Here is an 18,775-nt window from a genome sequence, read left to right as displayed (position 1 = left end):
GAGCGCATCGGTGGCGCCGCTCACGGTTAGTCCTCCGCGCTGGCGTCATCGAAGCCGATCAGGTTCCAGCTCTGGCGCATGTGCGGCGGCATCGGCGCGGTGACGTCGATGACGCCCTTGTCCGGGTGCGGGATAATGATGCGGCGCGCGTGCAGATGCAGCCGGTTTTGAATGCCGCCAGGAAAATCCCAGTTGGTGTCGGCCTCGAAGTATTTCGGGTCGCCGATGATCGGGCAGCCAATATGGGCGGCATGGACGCGAAGCTGGTGTGTGCGGCCGGTATAGGGTTCCATCTCCAGCCAGGTCATGGTCTGCGCCGCCTGCTCGATGATGCGATAATAGGACACGGCGTGGTCGGCGCCTTTCTCGCCATGCGCGGCGATGCGCACGCGGTCGCCGTCCGGCGTAGCCTCCTTGATCAGCCAGGTCGAGATCTTGTCCTCGCGCTTGGGCGGCACGCCCTTGACCAGCGCCCAGTAGGTCTTCTTGGTTTCCCGCGCCCGGAACGCCTCTGAAAGCTTCATCGCGGCCAGCCTCGTGCGGGCCACCACCAGCACACCCGACGTGTCGCGGTCGAGCCGGTGCACCAGCCGCGGCTTCTCGCCTTTCTGGCTGCGCCATGCTTCCAGCATGTCATCGACATTGCGGGTAACGCCGGAGCCGCCCTGAACGGCGAGGCCCGCCGGCTTGTTGAAGACGAAGACCTTGGGATCCTCGTGGATCAGCATCTTGGCGAGCACATCGGCGTCGCCCTGGTTGCGGATCGAGTGGCCGGTGAGCGCGCTCTCGCCCTTCTTGTCTACCTCGAGCGGCGGAACGCGAACCATCTGCCCTGGCTCGACGCGGGTGTCGGCCTTGACCCGGCCGCCATCGACGCGGATCTGGCCGGAGCGCAGCAGCTTCTGTAGATGGCCGAAGCCAAGGCCCGGGAAATGGGTCTTGAACCAGCGATCGAGCCGCATGCCCGCCTCGCCGGCCTCCACCGTGATCTGTTCAACGCCTGCCATGTCTTCTTCGCTTATCCGTTTCCCGAGCAGGGCTCTTGGCCTGCGCTTGGCGCGGCAATAACATTATGAAACGGTTCTTGCGAGCCAAAGTCCCAGAAACAGGGCAATGATCGCGCCAACGACGCTGGCAAGCGCATATCCGAACGCCGGCAGTGTCGAGCCGCGTTCCCACAGGGCCGCGAAGTCGAGCGAAAAGGCGGAGAAGGTGGTGAAGCCTCCAAGAATGCCGGTAGCAACGAACAGCCTGACCTCATTGGACCCGCCGCGACGCGCAAGGATGGCGATGAACAGTCCCATCGCAAACGAGCCGACGATGTTGATCGCCATTGTGCCCCAGGGATAGTTGGGACCGACGAGGCGCAGCGCGCCCATGCTGGTCAGATGGCGGATGCCGGCGCCGATGCCGCCGCCGACGGCTACGAGAAGCAGATTGAACATAGAACGTTACTGCCTTTGCACGCGTGGCGGCGTCAATCCCTCAAGGTTGCGACGGCGCTCCGGAACGCGCTTGCAACTCGCGCAACTTCACATCGGCCAGCTACCGGAAACGCAATCGATCCGACGTCACCATTGGGGCGGTTGCCAGCTTGGGTATTTCTTTTGAAATTCACTATAAAGAGCGTCGAGCTCGACTTTGCTGACCGGACGCATCTGCTCATAGAGATAGCCGTTGACCCCCTCGGAGAGTTGATAAGACGCCAGGCGCCTGTATGCGGCGCCAATGCCCTTGCCTTCGAGGATATATTGGTTTGGCATCGTGACGCAGATCTGCGCGCCCTGCTGCAGGTGGGTAACGGGCGGGTCGGTAACGACTATAAATTTAGATTTCAATGCTTTCGGCCCGAATTCATCACGGCTGTCCACTTGACAAGTCGGCTCCAGGTGTAAGGACAAACCAGGGTTCATTCCAAGCAACAGCCAATCGTTCATGACCGAACCTGAAGCAAACACCGCAAAACGATCATCGGGTTCCATCTTGGCGAGAAGGTCATCAGCGAGCCGCTTATATTCAGGCAGATTGTCGAGGTGAAGAGGAAGCGTGGCTTCCCTGGCGTACACGTAGCTGATCGGCGACAGCAGTTGTCGACCGCTCGGCAAGAAGGTGCCCAAGAACGCCAGTCCAGCGGCAACGGCTATACTAGCTGCCGTCCATCGCGCCCTCAGCGTTGACCCCGAAACGATCGCGACGATTGCCTGAGCATAGGCAGGAAAAAGCCAAAGAAATATAGGCATCGAATGATGGCGATCCGGATCCTGCGTCCGGGTAAACAGAAAAAAGGTGAGCGCCGAGGCAACGGCACAGAACAAAGAGAAGCGGTTGCCGCGTACAACAGAGAAATAAAGGCCCACCAGGATCAATAGCCAGTTTGCATAGCTGAGCCTGGATCCAATTTGCTCGAGTTGGGAGAGGAAATTCGTCTTGTATCCGGCGTAGAGCTCGCCGTAGTTGGTCCCCAAAATCTCGAGGATCAGGGGCAGCTGGAAAATCCATGCCGCTCCGGCAACAACGAGAACCGCACACAAGCCTCCCAACACGGCTTTCCAGAGGGCCGGAAAGTCCCGGTTCATTGCGATCCGCGGTAAAAAAAAGAATGCCGCGGAAATTGCGACCGCCACGGCGGAATACGCATACCAGCGGCGCAGCATGAACGCCAACCACAGATATCCACCGACCCGTACTCCGCTGGCCACCGGCTCCTGCGTGAGGAATTTTGATTTCCAAATGAAATAGGTTGCCGCGACTAGCGCCAAGGAACCGGCAATGTCCGGCATCCCGCGAAGTGTCGCCGCCCAAAATGGTGTGTAGAGAACGGCCGCAACCCAAACGGCAAACCAGCTTCGTGGCGAACGCTTCGCGGGGACCGCCTCGAGATAGCTTATTCTACCTATGAAGAGAGCAGCCGGAACCAGGTAAACCGCAACAACCGCAGCGATGTATGAAAATCTCGAGCCGCCGAAGACCGTGTAGAATGGCATCAGCGGCGCCAAAATCGCCACACTGTAACTGTCCTTCTGGATAGATGCCCGCAATTGGCGCAGCCACTGGACGGGATTCTCAACCAGGAAATCACCCTGCTGGTTAAACACCTTGAAATAGGCGTCATAATCCCAATAATAGACTGGATCTTCCAGACCTATGTATATTGCTACAAAAGCAACGCACAGCAATGCTGTGCATATATAAAGCCCGCCCCAAAGCCAACCGCTCCTGAGATTTTCCACTTGGGTCACCGAAGCGAAATTGCGAAACCGACCAATCCGAGCCAAGATATTTGCCGCCGCTAATGTACAACAAAAAACCGCTTGCAGATTACGAAGCATCAGATTCGCGCAACAACGACAAGCTACATACTTCAGCGCATTTCGGTTGTGAGCGATCACAGCGATTGGCAAGGCACGCCACGCGCATATGGAGAAGGCCGTGGCCTGCGCTCGGTTGGGGTCGCCTGAGCAGCATTGAAATGCAATCGATACAAGGTGACTACTCAGGCGCGGTCCAATGCGGATATTTCTTCTTGAACTCGCTGTAGAGGGCGTCGATTTCCACTTTGCTGACCGGGCGCATCCGCTCGTAGAGGTAGCCGGCAACACCGCCGGACAGCTGATATGCCGCAATGCGCTTATAGGCAGCACCGATGCCTTTTCCTTCGAATATATATTGGTTCGGCATCGTGACGCACAGTTGCGCGCCCCATTGCAAATGAGTAACCGGTCGGTCGGTGACGACCGCATACCTTGATTTCAATGCTTCCGGTACGAACTGGTCGCGACTATCCACCTGGCAAGACCACCCGACGTAAGGGAGAAGGTTTCGGTCCATGCCAAAAAGCAGCGAGTCGCTCAGGACCGAGCCCGACGCAAAGACGGAAAACCGATCCTCTGGTCCCATTTTGCTTGTAAGATCGGCAATAAGCCGTCTGTATTCGGGAAGATTGTCGAGATGCAGGGGGAGTGTGGCTTCCTTGGCAAAAACGACGCTGACCGGTGACAGCAGCTGACGACCTATCGGAAAAAAGGTGCCCAAAAAAGCGAGTCCAGCGGCAACGGCAATGACGGCGGTTGACCATCGCGCTCTCAGCGCCGGCACCGAAACGATTGCAACGATCGCTTGGGCATAGGCGGGAAAGAGCCAAAGAAACATCGGCATCGAATGGTGCCGTTCCGGATCCTGCGTTCGGGTGAAAAGGAAAAACGTGAGTACCGAGGCGACAGCGCAGAACATGACAAACCTGTTGCCTCGCGCAACGGATAAGCAAAGGCCCACCAGCACCAAGAGCCAATTCAGGCAACTGAGCCTGGAGGCCATTTCGCCAAGTTGGGTGACGAGATCCGTCCTGTACCCGCTGTAAAGATCGCCATAGCTGGTTCCCAGAATCCTGGCGATCAGCGGAAGCTGAAAATTCCACGCGCTTCCCAGGATGACGGCGATTGCGCAGATGCCCCCCAACATGGCTTTCCGCAGCGCAGGGAAATCCCGATCCTTGGCAACCAGCAACAGACAAAAGAAAGCCGCGGAAATAGCGACCCCCATCACGCTATAGGCGTACCAACGGCGCAGCATGAACGCCAACCACAGGCACGCGCCGGCGCTCATTGCGCTGATCACAGGTTCACGGGTCAGGAACTTCGACTTCCAAAGAATCCAGGTCCCCGTGGCAAGCGCGAAACAACCGGCAATGTCCGGCAGCCCACGAAGCGTTGCCGCCCAGAACGGCGTGTAGAGAAAGACCGCGATCCAGACGGCAAACCAGCCTCGGGACGGAGACGTCGCGGAGACCGCTTCAACGTAGCTCATTCTTGCTATGACAAGAATCGTCGGGACAAAATAGACTGCGACTATTGAGGCCATATAGGAAAGTCGTGAGCCGCCAAACAACAGGTAAAACGGCATCAGAGGCACCAGAATTGCCGCACTGTAGTCGTCCCTTTCGATGGAGATGCCAACATGGCTCAGCCATTCCAGAGGGCTCTTGACCAGGAGAGCGCCCTCCCGGTTGAACGTGTTGAAATAGGCGGCGAAGTCCCAATAGTAGACGGATTCTTCGAGGTTTATGTAGACGACGCAGACAGCAACACCCAGCAATGCGGTGGCTATGTAGGTTGCCGTCCAGAATCCGAAGACCTTGTCGCTTGTCACCTGAGGCCGCCAAGAGAGGAAGAGATAAGAACCGTTGCGATCAAACGGGAAAGCGCTGGCACAGCCAAGAGCCATTCCGGCAAATGCGCACCCCATGAGAATCACAGGATGAATATTGAGCTCGAAACGGATGTATACTTGAACAAGCGGACGCCGCAAGCGTGGAGCGCGCCTTTCCAGGAGGTCCGCCGGACATCAGCGCCCTGCAATGAATGGCCGAACTCACACCTGCAGGCGTCAGAACGCTGCCGGTGTCGCCGGTAGCGTTGACGAATTTCGGCTCAGGTCGTTCCAATCTTCTTCGGTTTGGTCGAGCCAATCATCTTCCAGTTCTTGTAGAACATCGAGTTGATGCGCTCGACGCTCACCGAGACGACCGCAAGCATGCCAGCGATCAGGCGGGGCACCGGGGACGGCCTGATAATATCCATGAACACGCAGTAGCGGCGGCCATCATACTCGTTGACCGAGCGATGCAGCAGCGTGTCGTCGAAAATGAACTGCGGATTGTCGTACCAGTAGTTCTTGACGTTGCCGCATTCGACGAAAATCTCCGCTTTCACCGGGATCAGATTGTAGAGGATACGCAGGCTGAGCCGCAGCGGCCCGAAATGCCAAGAGGTCGATTCGCGCTTGCTGAAGACGGAAACGGCAATCGTCTTGATATATTTGAAGTCCTTGTTGAATTCCTCGACGTTGTCGATCCTGTGCTTGCCGTACCACTGGTAGACATACATGCCGCGCCGGCCGGCGCCGAAATTGGCGTCGATGTCGGCGATGATCTCATCCTTGCGCGCCTTGAATACATCAAGGACCTCATTGACCTCACGCTGATAGTCGGCGGGAAACTGCTCCAGTTTCCACACGCCCGGATTTCTGTAGCACAGGAGATCGACCAGCAGGTTGAAGGGCGACAGCAGCCAGGTGAAGAGCCCGTTGCCCAGGAAGTAGCCGCTGAACAGCGCCAAATCCTTCCTATCGTTGCGCAACACGTCGATCAGACCACAGACGATGAAGATCGTCGTTAGGATCGGGATGAAATAGAAGCCAAGGGCGAGAAGAGGGATGGCAATGGCGAATTTGCGAAGGGATTTGCGAAGGGTTTTTGTCATTTTTCCACGCGCGAAGCGCGATCCTGTTGCGAATGAGGTGCCCAATAATGGCAACGGCCACCGCCCGGCCGTGCGCCTTGATAAGGTTTTTTGGATCACCGCACAACGGCCATGGTATCTGGCCGGGCTGGGTGCGGCCTTGTCGAAACCTCAAATGGCAGTGACGTCAGGATGGCGACCGACACGCGCTCCTCCTCTGGCCGGCTCGGGCGCTTCGGCATGGTATCAACATGACGCTAGCGGCGAGCAGCCCATGCAGGAGAACCGAAGTGGAAATGCCCCAGGGCGAGGCCGCGTTTTGCGCCGATAGGGCCACCGGGCTCCGCAAGCCCGGCTATTCCCGCTCTTTGCGCAGCTTTGCCCAGTAGTCGAGCCGCTTCCTGATGTCGCGCTCGAAACCACGCTCGGGCGGATCGTAGAAGGTCTGGCGGCCCATCTTTTCCGGAAAATAATCCTGGCCTGAAAAGGCATCTGGCTCATCATGGTCGTAGCGGTAGCCGGCGCCGTAATCCTCTTCCTTCATCAGCTTGGTCGGCGCGTTGAGAATATGCTTCGGCGGCAGTAGCGAGCCATGTTCCTTAGCGGCCCGCGTGGCAGCCTTGAAGGCAGTGTAAACGGCATTGGATTTGGGCGCGGTGGCGAGATAGACGGTGGCCTCGGCAAAGGCGAGTTCCCCCTCCGGAGAGCCGAGATAGTCGTAGGCATCCTTGGCCGCGTTGGCGACGACCAGGGCCTGCGGATCGGCCAGCCCAATGTCCTCCATCGCCATGCGAACCAGCCGGCGACCTAGATAGAGCGGATCCTCCCCGGCATCGAACATGCGCGCGAGATAGTAGAGGGCGGCATCGGGATCCGAGCCGCGCACCGACTTGTGCAGCGCCGAGATCAGGTTGTAATGGCCATCCTGGCCCTTGTCGTAAATCGGCGCACGGCGCTGGACGATGCGCTGCAGCCCTTCGGGATCGAATATCTCGCCAGGTTTGGCCGCGCGCCAGACCTCTTCTGCCAGTGTCAGCGATGCGCGTCCGTCGCCATCGCTCATACGAATGAGCATCGTGCGCGCTTCATCATCAAGCGGCAGCGCCCTGCCCTCCGCCTCCTCCGCCCGCGTCATCAGCTTGGCGATGCTGTCCTCACCCAGCGAATGAAAGACCATGACCCGCGCGCGCGACAACAAGGCCGCGTTGAGTTCGAAGGACGGGTTTTCTGTGGTGGCGCCCACCAGCACGACCGTCCCATCCTCCATGACGGGGAGGAATGAATCCTGCTGGGCGCGGTTGAAGCGATGTATCTCGTCGACGAAAAGCAAGGTCTGGCGGCCGTTGGCACGGCGCAGCTTGGCCGCCTCGAACACTTTCTTCAGGTCGGCGACACCGGAAAAGACCGCCGATATCTGCTCGAAGGCAAGGCTGGTCTCGCCTGCAAGCAGCCTCGCCACCGTGGTCTTGCCGGTGCCTGGCGGCCCCCAGAAGATCATCGATCCCAGCGAGCCGGAGCCGATCAGCCGGGTCAGCGCGCCATCGGGCCCCGTTAGATGTTCCTGGCCAACGACCTCGCCGAGATTTTTCGGACGCAACCTGTCGGCCAGCGGCCGTCCGGGCGGCACCTTTTCCGGTTCGTCAACGCTGAACAGATCGGCCATGCACTTCCTCAGAGCAATTCCAGGAAAAGTGTGAAGCGATTTTCCGTCCGGGATTGCGTCAAAACTTCCGTCCGGGATTGCGTCAAAACAAGGATATAGAGCAGGTCGGCGTTTTGGTGAAACACCGACCTGCTCCAAGTTTGGAGCGCGATCCCTTCAGGGTCGAACTCAGTAACGCAAAACCTGGCGCAGTATCTGCCCGCCGCGCTCGACGGTAAAGCGCCACCAGCGCGTATCCTGCTGGGCGACCTGCACCAGCACCGCGGCGGTGTCGATGGTGGTGCCGTTGACCTCGCGCACGATGTCGCCTGGCTGAAAGCCGAAATCGGCGGCCGGCGAATCGCGATTGATATCGATCACCGTCACGCCCTTGAGATCGGTGCGCAAGCCAAGCTTCTGGGCAAGCCGCGGCGACAGTTCCGAAACCTTCGCGCCCGAGAACGGGCTGCGGCCATGCAGCGTCACTTCCGAGGCTTTCGCCCCCGCCGGCGCGCGCTCCAGCGCAATGTCCATCGCCGCTTGCTGACCCTTGGTCAGGATCGCGAAATTCGCCTTGGTGCCGATCGACAGCGTCGCCATGCGGTAGTCGAGCGCCTCGATGCTCTCGACCGGCTTGCCATTGATCTGCAGCACGACATCGCCCGGCTTCAATCCTGCCTTGCCGGCGGGACCCGTCACGTCGACGGAGGAGACCAGCGCGCCGGTCGGCTTTTCCATGCCCAGCGATTCGGCGATCTGCGGCGTCACCGCTTCGAATTCGGCGCCGATATAGGGCCGTTCGAAGAAATCGAGACCGGCCTTGGCGGCATCGGCGAAAGCCCGCACCATGTTGGCGGGGATGGCGAACCCGATGCCGATCGAGCCGCCGCTGCGGCTGTAGATGGCGGTGTTGATGCCGATCAGCTGGCCGCCCATGTTGATCAGCGCGCCGCCAGAATTGCCGGGGTTGATGGCGGCGTCTGTCTGGATGAAATAACCCGAATCCGAAACGCCGATATGGCTGCGGGCAAGCGCGGAAACGATGCCGCTGGTTGTGGTCTGGCCAACACCGAACGGGTTGCCGATGGCCAGCACCAGGTCACCGACCTCGAGCGCGTCGGAATCCCCGATGGCGATGACCGGGAACGGCTTGTCGGACTCGATCTTGAGCACGGCGAGATCGAGCGTCTCGTCCTTCAGCATCACCTTGCTGGTGAATTCGCGGCCGTCGGCGGTCGCCACCTTGACCTCATCGGCATCCTTGATGACGTGGAAATTGGTCACGATGACACCGCTCGGATCGACGAGCACGCCCGAGCCGAGCGAAGACTGCGCACGCGGCTGGGCACGGCCGAAGAATTCCTCGAAGAATGGATCGCCTTCGAAAGGCGATGTCACCTTGGCGGTCTGCGAGGCATAGACGTTGACCACCGCTGGTGCCGTCTGCTTGACCAGCGGCGCGAATGAAAGCTGGACCTCCTCCCGGCCGAAAGGCACGCGCTTGTCCGGACCTGAAGTGGCATTCTCGCCTTCGACGCCATGCAGCAAGTCCGTCAACACGTCGGAGAGGCCTGGATCGGCGGGCTTGGCAGCGTCTTCGGCCAGCGCCTGCCGAACTGCCGGTGTGGCTGCGAACACCATGAAGGCGCAGAGCAGAACAAAGGACAGTCTTTTGGGGCGCATTACGAATCCTCCAAGCGAGTTGGGGCGCATTGTCCCGACGAATGTGCAAAATGAAAGGCTAAGCCGCTGAAATCCGATTATTTTCGCGGCAGTCAATCGTTTTGGGCACGCCTTGGCGCACGCCGTTATGAAAAAGGGGCCCGCAGGCCCCTCTAATTCACTCCGAAAAGGCGAAGCCTTATGCGGCTGCGACTTCGTCCGTGCCTTCGGCTTCGATGCGAGCGCGATCGCCGGCGCCCTTGGCCGAGGTGTCGCGATCGACGAACTCGATGACCGCCATCGCGGCATTGTCGCCGTGACGGAAGCCGGCCTTCATGATGCGCAGATAGCCGCCGTTGCGGGTGGCATAGCGCGGGGCGATGGTGTCGAACAGGCGCTTGACGACGCCTTCATTGCCGATCTGCGCGATCACCTGGCGGCGCGCGTGCAGGTCGCCGCGCTTGCCGAGGGTCACCAGCTTCTCAACGATCGGACGCAGGTCTTTCGCCTTCGGCAAGGTGGTGACGATCTGCTCGTGCTCGAGCAGCGACACCGCCAGGTTGGCGAACATCGACTTGCGGTGGCTAATGCTGCGGGCGAAGCGGCGGCCTTTAAAACCGTGGCGCATGGCTCTTTTCCTTCTTCAGTTGTTCAAGAGGCCACGGCCTCCGAGGGTTTTCCGCATGACCGTCGGATCGAGCGGCTCACGCCGCTGATCCTTGGAATTCATGCTCAATACTGGTCTTCGTAACGCTTGGCGAGGTCTTCGATGTTTTCCGGCGGCCAGTCCGGCACTTCCATGCCGAGGTGCAGACCCATCGCCGCCAGCACTTCCTTGATCTCGTTCAGCGACTTGCGGCCGAAGTTCGGGGTGCGCAGCATCTCGGCTTCGGTCTTCTGGATGAGATCGCCGATATAGACGATGTTGTCGTTCTTCAGGCAGTTGGCCGAACGCACCGAAAGCTCGAGTTCGTCGACCTTCTTGAGCAGCGCCGGGTTGAAGGCGAGCTCGGTGACGGCTTCGGCGGCGACTTCCTTCTGCGGCTCGTCGAAGTTGACGAACAGGCCAAGCTGGTCCTGCAGGATGCGGGCGGCGAAAGCCACCGCGTCCTCGCCCGAGATCGAACCGTCGGTCTCGATGGTCATGGTCAGCTTGTCATAGTCGAGAACCTGGCCCTCGCGGGTGTTCTCGACCTTGTAGGAGACCTTCTTCACCGGCGAATAGAGGCTGTCGACCGGGATCAGCCCAATCGGCGCGTCCTCGGCGCGGTTGCGCTCGGCAGGCACGTAGCCCTTGCCGGTGTCGACGGTGAATTCCATGCGGATTTCAGCGCCTTCGTCCAGCGTGCAGATGACGTGGTCGGGATTGAGGATCTCCACGTCGCCAACCGTCTGGATGTCGCCGGCAAGAACCGCACCCGGGCCCTGCTTGCGAACGACCATGCGCTTGGGGCCATCGCCCTCCATGCGGATGGCGATTTCCTTGATGTTCAGGACGATGTCGGTCACGTCCTCGCGCACGCCGGCGATGGACGAGAATTCGTGCAGAACACCGTCGATCTGCACGGCGGTGACGGCCGCCCCGCGAAGCGAAGACAGAAGCACGCGGCGCAGCGCGTTGCCAAGCGTCAGGCCAAAGCCACGCTCGAGCGGCTCGGCGACCAGCGTGGTCAGCGTCTTCTTCTTCGACGAGAACTCGATCTTGTTCGGCTTGATCAGTTCCTGCCAATTTTTCTGGATCATGATGCTTTCCTTCCGTTGACCCGCCACCATCCAATCGTGGCGGGCGACCTGGAATACCGTGGAGGAACGCCCTTGGGCGCTCACGCGGCGTTCGATAAATTGCTTAGACGCGGCGCTTCTTGCGCGGGCGGCAGCCATTGTGCGGGATCGGCGTCACATCACGGATCGAGGTGATGGTGAAGCCGGCCGCCTGCAGGGCGCGCAACGCCGACTCACGACCAGAGCCCGGTCCGCAGACCTCGACTTCGAGCATGCGCATGCCGTGTTCCTGGGCCTTCTTGGCAACGTCCTCGGCAGCCATCTGGGCGGCGAACGGGGTCGACTTGCGCGAGCCCTTGAAGCCCTGGGCACCGGCCGACGACCAGGCAATCGAATTGCCCTGCGCGTCGGTGATGGTGATCATCGTGTTGTTGAAGGTCGAATTGACGTGGGCAACGCCCGACGAAATGTTCTTGCGTTCGCGACGGCGAACACGAGCGGCTTCCTTGGCCATGATAGTCCTTTCAGTTGATCTCTACACCGCCGTAATGCCAGCGGCTCCACCTGGAAAAGTGAGAAGTGAATTAGTGAGTAGTGACAGTGCAGGCGTCAACGCCGCAATTCACTACCCGCCACCAGCTACTCAGTCTCTTACTTCTTCTTGCCGGCGATCGACTTGGCCGGGCCCTTGCGGGTACGTGCGTTGGTGTGCGTGCGCTGGCCGCGAACCGGCAGCGAGCGGCGGTGACGCAGGCCGCGATAGCAGCCAAGGTCCATGAGCCGCTTGATGTTCATCGACACTTCGCGACGCAGGTCGCCTTCGACCTGATAGTCGCGGTCGATGGTCTCGCGGATCTGCAGCACTTCCGCATCGGTCAGCTGGTTGACGCGACGCTCGGCCGGGATGCCGACCTTGTCGACGATCTCCTGGGCGAACTTCTTGCCAATGCCGTGAATGTACTGAAGCGCGATGACGACGCGCTTGTTGGTCGGAATGTTGACGCCGGCTATACGAGCCATGTTCTTCTCTTCTCCATGTAGGCCGGACAAGCCGGCATTATTCAGATTGCCCCGCGTCCGGTGGAGGCCGGCCCTTGCGGGAGTTTCCAGTTCAAAGCGACTGCCCTGCCCTTGCGGACAGGCAAAGCGCGCATCTGATAGGAAGACGGGCCGCCATACCGCAGCAAGCCATGTCCGTCAAGCTTAATCTTTAGATTCCCTTACCGCGCCTTCTCGGCCGCGGCGAGCACGGCTTCAATCTCGGCGGTTACCGCGTCGATACTGGCCATACCGTCGACAGTCTTGAGCTTGCCTTTGGCGTAATAGTAGCCGGTCAGCGGAGCGGTCTTCTTGTAGTACTCCCGCAGGCGCTCCTCGAACACGGCGGGATTGTCGTCCTTGCGAACCGGCTGGCCGGCGGCCTTTGCATCATCGGCGCGCTTGACGATTCGACCAACCAGGGCCTTGTCGTCGACAACCAGTTCAATGACGGTGTCGAGACCAATGCCACGCTCTGAAAGCATCGATTCAACCGCATCGGCCTGCACCAGCGTGCGCGGATAGCCGTCGAGGATAAAACCCTTGGCGCAGTCAGCCTGATCGATACGCTCGGCGACGATGGCGTTGACGATGGCGTCGGACACCAGCTCGCCGGCATCCATCACCGCCTTGGCACGCTTGCCGACCTCGGTACCGGCCTGAACGGCGGCACGCAGCATATCACCCGTCGAGAGCTGCGGTATGCCGTGTTTTCCTACCAGTCTTTGTGCTTGTGTCCCCTTGCCCGCTCCTGGCGGCCCAAGCAAAATCAACCTCATCTGGCTTTCTTCCCCCCGCGCAGCTTCGACTTCTTGATCAGGCCTTCATACTGGTGCGCGATCAGGTGACCCTGAATCTGCGCAACCGTATCGAGCGTGACACTGACCACGATCAGAAGCGATGTGCCACCGAGGTAGAATGGTACGCCAGTCGCCGAGATCAGGAACTCCGGCAACAGGCACACCAGCACCAGATAGATGGCGCCGACGACAGTGATGCGGGTGAGAACGTAGTCGATGTAATCGGCGGTGCGCTCGCCCGGACGGTAGCCCGGGATGAAGCCCGAATGCTTCTTGAGCTGGTCGGCGGTGTCCTTCGGGTTGAACACGATCGCTGTGTAGAAGAAGGCGAAGAACACGATCATGGCCGCATAGAATGCCATGTAGAGCGGCTGGCCGTGGCCAAGCGAGGCCAGGATGGTGCTGGCCCAGGCCGGCATGTTGGTCGTCTGCGAGAAGCCGGCGACGGTGGCCGGCAGCAGAAGCAGCGACGACGCGAAGATCGGCGGGATAACGCCCGAGGTGTTGAGCTTAAGCGGCAGATGCGAGGTGTCGCCCTGGAACATGCGATTGCCGACCTGGCGCTTCGGATACTGGATCAGCAGGCGGCGCTGGGCGCGCTCGAAGAACACGATAAGCGCGATGACGACGATGGCCAGCACGATGATCGCCAGGATCAGACCGGTCGACAGGGCGCCGGTACGGCCGAGCTCCAGTGTGCCGGAAATGGCATGCGGCAAGCCGGCGACGATGCCGGAGAAGATAATCAGCGAAATGCCGTTGCCGATGCCGCGCGCGGTGATCTGCTCGCCCAGCCACATCAGGAACATGGTGCCGCCGACCAGCGTGACGACGGTGGAGATGCGGAAGAACATGCCGGGATCGCTGACGATGCCGTTGCCGTTCTCCAGTCCCACCGAAATGCCATAGGCCTGCACCAGCGCCAGAAGCACGGTGCCGTAGCGCGTGTACTGGTTGATGACCTTGCGGCCCTGCTCGCCTTCCTTCTTCAGCGCTTCCAGCGAGGGAATGACCGAGGTCATCAGCTGCATGATGATGGAAGCGGAGATGTAGGGCATGATGCCGAGTGCAAAGATCGCCATGCGCTGCACGGCACCGCCGGCGAACATGTTGAACATGCCGAGCACGCCCTTGCTCTGCGAGGAGAAGGCCTGGGCGAAAGCGTCGGGATTGATGCCGGGAAGCGGGATGTAGGTACCGAGGCGATATACGAGCAACGCGCCGATGGTGAACCAGATGCGTTTCTTAAGGTCCTCCGCCTTGGCGAAGGCCGAGAAATTCAGATTCGAGGCTAGTTGTTCAGCAGCCGAAGCCATGCCTGATTCTCCGCTTGGTAACGCTTGATGGCCCGTGAGGTCAGGCGGTGCGTTTCACCGAAGCTCACGAGATAAGCTCCGGGCTGTAAACATGCAAGCGGCCGCGTCGACGCGGCCGCTAAATTGAGCAGGTCAAAGCGCGATCGGAAGCAAAAACGGATACCACTCTTGCCGCCCGCGCTTCAAATTGCCGTTACTCGGCGGCTGCCTTTTCCGGCAGCTTGACCGAACCGCCGGCCTTTTCGATCTTCTCGATCGCGGCCTTGGAGGCGCCGGCGACGTCGAAGGCGAGTTTGGCCTTGAGTTCGCCATCGGACAGCACGCGCACGCCATCCTTGACGCGACGGATGACACCGGCGGCGACAAGCGCCTCGGCCGTCACGGTCGCCTTGACGTCAAGCTTCTTGGCATCGACGGCTTCCTGGATACGGGCCAGCGAGACAACGGTGAAGCTCTTGGCGAAGATGTTGTTGAAGCCACGCTTCGGCAGGCGCCTGTAGAGAGGCATCTGGCCACCCTCGAAGCCGTTGACGGCGACGCCGGAGCGCGCCTTCTGGCCCTTGACGCCGCGACCGGCGGTCTTGCCGGAGCCGGAGCCGATGCCGCGGCCGAGACGCTTCTTGGAGTGCGTCGCGCCGTCCTTGTCACGGAGATCATTGAGTTTCATCTGGGTTCTCCTGCGCTCTTGCTCAGCCCTCGTCCACGACGCGGACGAGATGCTGGACGGCAGCGATCATGCCGCGCACGGAAGGCGTATCTTCCAGTGTGCGCTGCTTGTGCATCTTGTTGAGGCCGAGGCCGACCAGCGTTGCGCGCTGTTCTTTCGGGCGGCGGATCGGCGAACCGATCTGCTCAACGGTGATGGTCTTGGTTGCTTTCTTGGCCATGGTCAAAATCCCTGGTCAGATCGACTATTCTTCAGCCGCAACGGCGGTGCCGCGGCGGGCCTGAAGGGTCGAATACTTGATGCCACGCGCGGCAGCCACATCCTTGGGATGCATCTGGCTCTTCAGCGCGTCGAAGGTGGCGCGAACCATGTTGTACGGGTTCGACGAACCCATCGACTTGGCAACCACATCGTGCATGCCCAGCGTCTCGAAGACGGCGCGCATCGGGCCGCCGGCGATGATGCCGGTACCCTGCTTGGCAGCGCGCAACAAAACGCGGCCAGCGCCCCAACGTCCCTCAACGTCGTGGTGCAGCGTCCGGCCCGAGCGCAACGGCACGAAGATCATGTCGCGCTTTGCGGATTCAGTTGCCTTGCGGATAGCTTCCGGCACTTCGCGCGCCTTGCCGTGACCAAAGCCAACGCGGCCCTTCTGGTCGCCGACGACGACGAGTGCGGCAAAACCAAAGCGACGGCCGCCCTTGACGACCTTGGCGACGCGGTTGATGTGGACAAGCTTGTCCACCATCCCGTCATCGCGTTCTTCACGATCGCGGCCGCGGCCGCCATCCCTACGTTCCTGTGCCATATCCTGTTCCTTGTTCTTTTCCGGAAGCACGGGTTGCTGATTGCCGGCGCCGCTTTGGGTCGCCGACGGTGAAAATTATTTCTTCCTTTGCATGATCTTATCCGAAAAGTCTGTAACTTTCGGAGGTCATGCTTAGAAGCTGAGACCGCCTTCGCGGGCCGCTTCAGCCAGTGCCTTGACGCGGCCGTGATAGATGTAGGCGCCGCGATCGAAGACGACTTCCTTGACGCCGGCCTTGGTGGCGCGCTCTGCAATCAGCTTGCCGATCGCAGCGGCGGCAGCAGTGTCAGCGCCGGTCTTGAGCGAACCCTTGAGGTCCTTCTCGAGCGTCGACGCGGCGGCGATGGTGTGGCCCTTGGCGTCGTCGATGACCTGGACGTAGATGTTCTTCGACGTGCGATGAACCGACAGACGCGGACGCTCGCCGGCGACTTTCTTGATCTGACGGCGCACGCGCTGCGCTCGGCGCTGGATGGATTCCTTGATAGCCATGATAGTTCCTTGCCTTCAAAAAACGGGGGCCGCCATATGCGGTAGGCGAAGCGCCTCCCGCGACCGCTCCCCGCGGCGTTAACTTCCGTGGCTTGGTCCCTGTCCGAAAAGTCTGCAACTTTTCAGGGCCAAGCCGATTACTTCTTCTTGCCTTCCTTGCGGACGATCTTCTCGCCAGCGTAGCGGACGCCCTTGCCCTTGTAGGGCTCGGGACCGCGGTATTCGCGGATCTCCGCCGCGACCTGGCCGACCTGCTGCTTGTCGATGCCGGCCACGGTGATTTCAGTCGGCTTCGGCACGGTGATCGTGATGCCGGCCGGCGTCTCGTAGACGACATCATGGCTGAAGCCAAGGGCTAGTTGCAGGTTCTTGCCCTGCAAGGCGGCGCGATAGCCGACGCCGGTGATCTCGAGCTTCTTCTCGAAACCGTCCTTCACGCCCTGCAGGATGTTGACGATCTGCGTGCGCGACATGCCCCACTTGGAGCGGGCGGTCTTGGTCTGGTCGCGCGGCTGGACAGCGATTTCGCTGCCTTCCATCTTGACCAGGACTTCGTCGTTCACCACGAACTTCAGCTCGCCCTTGGGGCCCTTCGCCGTCACGGTCTGGCCATTGACGGTCGCGGTCACGCCCTGCGGCAGCGAAACGGGTTTCTTTCCAATACGAGACATCAGGTTGTCCTCGTCACTTCTCTTGTTTCAGGTCTCTGTCTTCGGGAACGATCCGAAGACCGAATTCCACGTGCGGTAAGCTGCCGGATCAGAAGATCTGGCAGAGGATCTCGCCGCCGACGTTCTGTTCGCGTGCTTCATGGTCGGCCATCACGCCCTTCGGTGTCGAAAGGATGGCAATGCCGAGGCCGTTGGCCACGTGCGGGATCGACTTGGCCGAGACGTAAACGCGGCGGCCGGGCTTCGATACGCGGGCGATTTCGCGCACCACCGGGGCACCGTCGAAATACTTCAGCTCGATTTCGATCTCGGACTTGCCGTTATCGAAGTCGGTCTGGCTGTAGTCGCGGATATAGCCTTCAGCCTTCAGCACGTCGAGGACGCGGGTGCGCAGACGCGAGGCCGGCGTCGAGACACTCGACTTCTTGCGGCCATAGGCGTTGCGGATGCGGGTCAGCATATCGCCGAGAGGATCGCTCAATGACATATTATGTCCTCCTTACCAGCTCGACTTGACCAGGCCCGGGATCTGGCCGTTATTGCCGAGATCCCGAAGCGCGATGCGCGATACTTTGAGCTTGCGATAGTAGGCGCGCGGGCGGCCGGTGACTTCGCAGCGGTTGCGGATGCGGATTTTGGCCGAGTTGCGCGGCATGGCGGCAAGCTTGAGCTGAGCGCGGAAGCGCTCTTCCATCGGCTTGGATTGATCCATGATGATCGCTTTGAGCGCAGCGCGCTTGGGACCGTACTGGTCTGCAAGCTTGCGGCGCCTGTTGTTCTTCTCGACTGAGCTGGTCTTTGCCATTTCAGATTTTTCCTTTTCTCGCTGCCGTTACTGGCGGAAGGGGAAGTTGAAGGCCTTGAGCAAAGCCCTGGCTTCGTCGTCCGTCTTCGCAGTCGTACAAACGATGACGTCCATGCCCCAGATCTGATCAACCTTGTCGTAATTGATCTCCGGGAACACGATGTGCTCCTTGATGCCCATGGCGTAGTTGCCACGGCCATCGAAGCTCTTGGGGTTCAGTCCGCGGAAGTCGCGGACGCGCGGCAGCGCGATGTTCACGAGGCGGTCGAGGAACTCGTACATGCGTTCCTTGCGCAGCGTGACCTTGGCACCGATTGGCATCTTCTCGCGAACCTTGAAGCCCGCGATCGAATTGCGGGCGCGGGTGACGACGGCCTTCTGGCCGGCAATCATCGCCAGGTCCTCGGCCGCGACCGAAGGTTTCTTCGAATCGGCGGTCGCTTCGCCCACACCCATGTTCAGCACGATCTTGTCGAGGCGCGGAACCTGCATCTCGTTGTCGTAGCCGAACTGCTCCTGCAGCGCCTTGCGGATGGTCTCGTTGTAGACCTGCTTGAGGCGCGGCGTGTTGTTGGCAGTCGCCTGCTTGGTTTGAGCCTTAGCCATTGATGACTTCTCCCGAGCGCTTGGCGACGCGCACCTTCTTGCCGTCCTTCTGGAAGATGAAACCGACGCGGGTCGGCTTGCCATCCTTCGGGTCGGCCAGCGCGATGTTCGACAGCTGGATCGGCGCTTCCTTGGTGATGATCCCGCCCTCTTGGGACTGGGACTGCTTCTGGTGACGACGGATCATGTTGACGCCGCGCACCAGCGCGGTGTCATCCTTCGGCTGAACCGAGAGGACTTCGCCCGAACGGCCCTTGTCCTTGCCGGCCAGCACGACGACCTTGTCGCCTTTTCTAATCTTTTGCATTGG

Annotated in this window: 22 protein-coding genes; all 22 read right to left on the bottom strand. The window is 60.4% G+C overall.

Annotated features, from left to right (window positions below):
- Nucleotides 1–26 precede the first annotated feature (26 nt).
- Complete coding sequence (locus AC3CB8_RS19325; protein WP_015317967.1) at nucleotides 27–1,007, bottom strand: RluA family pseudouridine synthase; 981 nt, start codon at nucleotides 1,005–1,007, stop codon at nucleotides 27–29.
- 63 nt (nucleotides 1,008–1,070) lie between these two features.
- Nucleotides 1,071–1,445: a fluoride efflux transporter CrcB gene (gene crcB, locus AC3CB8_RS19320; RefSeq protein ID WP_023773637.1), complete on the bottom strand. Its 375-nt coding sequence runs from the start codon at nucleotides 1,443–1,445 to the stop codon at nucleotides 1,071–1,073.
- A gap of 126 nt (nucleotides 1,446–1,571) precedes the next feature.
- Nucleotides 1,572–3,329: a hypothetical protein gene (locus AC3CB8_RS19315; RefSeq protein WP_352595440.1), complete on the bottom strand. Its 1,758-nt coding sequence runs from the start codon at nucleotides 3,327–3,329 to the stop codon at nucleotides 1,572–1,574.
- Nucleotides 3,330–3,489: 160 nt separating this feature from the next.
- A complete protein-coding gene (locus tag AC3CB8_RS19310; RefSeq protein WP_352566747.1) occupies nucleotides 3,490–5,304 on the bottom strand; it encodes a hypothetical protein in 1,815 nt (604 codons plus the stop codon).
- Between the two features lie 122 nt (nucleotides 5,305–5,426).
- Nucleotides 5,427–6,257, bottom strand: coding sequence for an aspartyl/asparaginyl beta-hydroxylase domain-containing protein (locus AC3CB8_RS19305; protein WP_023773634.1), 831 nt, complete (start codon nucleotides 6,255–6,257; stop codon nucleotides 5,427–5,429).
- Nucleotides 6,258–6,591: 334 nt separating this feature from the next.
- Complete coding sequence (locus AC3CB8_RS19300) at nucleotides 6,592–7,899, bottom strand: replication-associated recombination protein A (RefSeq protein ID WP_015317971.1); 1,308 nt, start codon at nucleotides 7,897–7,899, stop codon at nucleotides 6,592–6,594.
- A 168-nt stretch (nucleotides 7,900–8,067) separates the two neighbouring features.
- Nucleotides 8,068–9,561: a DegQ family serine endoprotease gene (locus tag AC3CB8_RS19295; protein WP_352566744.1), complete on the bottom strand. Its 1,494-nt coding sequence runs from the start codon at nucleotides 9,559–9,561 to the stop codon at nucleotides 8,068–8,070.
- 178 nt (nucleotides 9,562–9,739) lie between these two features.
- Entirely contained in the window at nucleotides 9,740–10,168 is a 429-nt protein-coding gene (rplQ, locus tag AC3CB8_RS19290; RefSeq protein ID WP_023773632.1) for a 50S ribosomal protein L17, read from the bottom strand.
- A 104-nt stretch (nucleotides 10,169–10,272) separates the two neighbouring features.
- On the bottom strand, nucleotides 10,273–11,283 hold the full coding sequence (locus tag AC3CB8_RS19285) for a DNA-directed RNA polymerase subunit alpha (RefSeq protein WP_006205443.1): 1,011 nt from the start codon (nucleotides 11,281–11,283) through the stop codon (nucleotides 10,273–10,275).
- Nucleotides 11,284–11,386: 103 nt separating this feature from the next.
- Nucleotides 11,387–11,776 carry a 30S ribosomal protein S11 gene (rpsK, locus tag AC3CB8_RS19280; protein WP_006205444.1) on the bottom strand — a complete coding sequence of 130 codons (390 nt, stop codon included), beginning with the start codon at nucleotides 11,774–11,776 and terminating at the stop codon, nucleotides 11,387–11,389.
- A gap of 137 nt (nucleotides 11,777–11,913) precedes the next feature.
- Nucleotides 11,914–12,282, bottom strand: a complete 369-nt coding sequence (gene rpsM / locus AC3CB8_RS19275) for a 30S ribosomal protein S13 (RefSeq protein WP_006205445.1) — start codon at nucleotides 12,280–12,282, stop codon at nucleotides 11,914–11,916.
- 200 nt (nucleotides 12,283–12,482) lie between these two features.
- Entirely contained in the window at nucleotides 12,483–13,079 is a 597-nt protein-coding gene (locus tag AC3CB8_RS19270) for an adenylate kinase (protein WP_023773631.1), read from the bottom strand.
- Nucleotides 13,076–14,416 (bottom strand): preprotein translocase subunit SecY, encoded by a 1,341-nt coding sequence (gene secY, locus AC3CB8_RS19265; protein WP_015317976.1) that lies wholly within the window; start codon nucleotides 14,414–14,416, stop codon nucleotides 13,076–13,078. The genes AC3CB8_RS19270 and secY overlap by 4 nt, the downstream gene beginning before the upstream one ends.
- Nucleotides 14,417–14,609: 193 nt before the next feature.
- Nucleotides 14,610–15,083: a 50S ribosomal protein L15 gene (rplO, locus tag AC3CB8_RS19260; RefSeq protein ID WP_015317977.1), complete on the bottom strand. Its 474-nt coding sequence runs from the start codon at nucleotides 15,081–15,083 to the stop codon at nucleotides 14,610–14,612.
- A 22-nt stretch (nucleotides 15,084–15,105) separates the two neighbouring features.
- The gene (rpmD, locus tag AC3CB8_RS19255; protein ID WP_006205449.1) at nucleotides 15,106–15,303 is read right to left on the bottom strand and encodes a 50S ribosomal protein L30; all 198 of its coding nucleotides are present in this window, start codon (nucleotides 15,301–15,303) and stop codon (nucleotides 15,106–15,108) included.
- Nucleotides 15,304–15,327: 24 nt separating this feature from the next.
- A complete protein-coding gene (rpsE, locus tag AC3CB8_RS19250; protein ID WP_006333394.1) occupies nucleotides 15,328–15,891 on the bottom strand; it encodes a 30S ribosomal protein S5 in 564 nt (187 codons plus the stop codon).
- A gap of 132 nt (nucleotides 15,892–16,023) precedes the next feature.
- Nucleotides 16,024–16,383, bottom strand: coding sequence for a 50S ribosomal protein L18 (gene rplR / locus AC3CB8_RS19245; protein WP_015317978.1), 360 nt, complete (start codon nucleotides 16,381–16,383; stop codon nucleotides 16,024–16,026).
- A gap of 137 nt (nucleotides 16,384–16,520) precedes the next feature.
- Nucleotides 16,521–17,054, bottom strand: a complete 534-nt coding sequence (gene rplF / locus AC3CB8_RS19240; RefSeq protein ID WP_013895694.1) for a 50S ribosomal protein L6 — start codon at nucleotides 17,052–17,054, stop codon at nucleotides 16,521–16,523.
- 88 nt (nucleotides 17,055–17,142) lie between these two features.
- On the bottom strand, nucleotides 17,143–17,541 hold the full coding sequence (gene rpsH, locus AC3CB8_RS19235; RefSeq protein WP_006205453.1) for a 30S ribosomal protein S8: 399 nt from the start codon (nucleotides 17,539–17,541) through the stop codon (nucleotides 17,143–17,145).
- 12 nt (nucleotides 17,542–17,553) lie between these two features.
- A complete protein-coding gene (gene rpsN, locus AC3CB8_RS19230; RefSeq protein ID WP_013895695.1) occupies nucleotides 17,554–17,859 on the bottom strand; it encodes a 30S ribosomal protein S14 in 306 nt (101 codons plus the stop codon).
- Nucleotides 17,860–17,886: 27 nt separating this feature from the next.
- Entirely contained in the window at nucleotides 17,887–18,465 is a 579-nt protein-coding gene (gene rplE, locus AC3CB8_RS19225; protein ID WP_023773630.1) for a 50S ribosomal protein L5, read from the bottom strand.
- Nucleotides 18,458–18,772 (bottom strand): 50S ribosomal protein L24, encoded by a 315-nt coding sequence (gene rplX / locus AC3CB8_RS19220; RefSeq protein WP_006205456.1) that lies wholly within the window; start codon nucleotides 18,770–18,772, stop codon nucleotides 18,458–18,460. The genes rplE and rplX overlap by 8 nt, the downstream gene beginning before the upstream one ends.
- Nucleotides 18,773–18,775 lie beyond the last annotated feature (3 nt).

Source organism: Mesorhizobium sp. P160927 (genome assembly GCF_057766385.1).
This window is presented reverse-complemented; position numbering and strand designations above follow the sequence as displayed.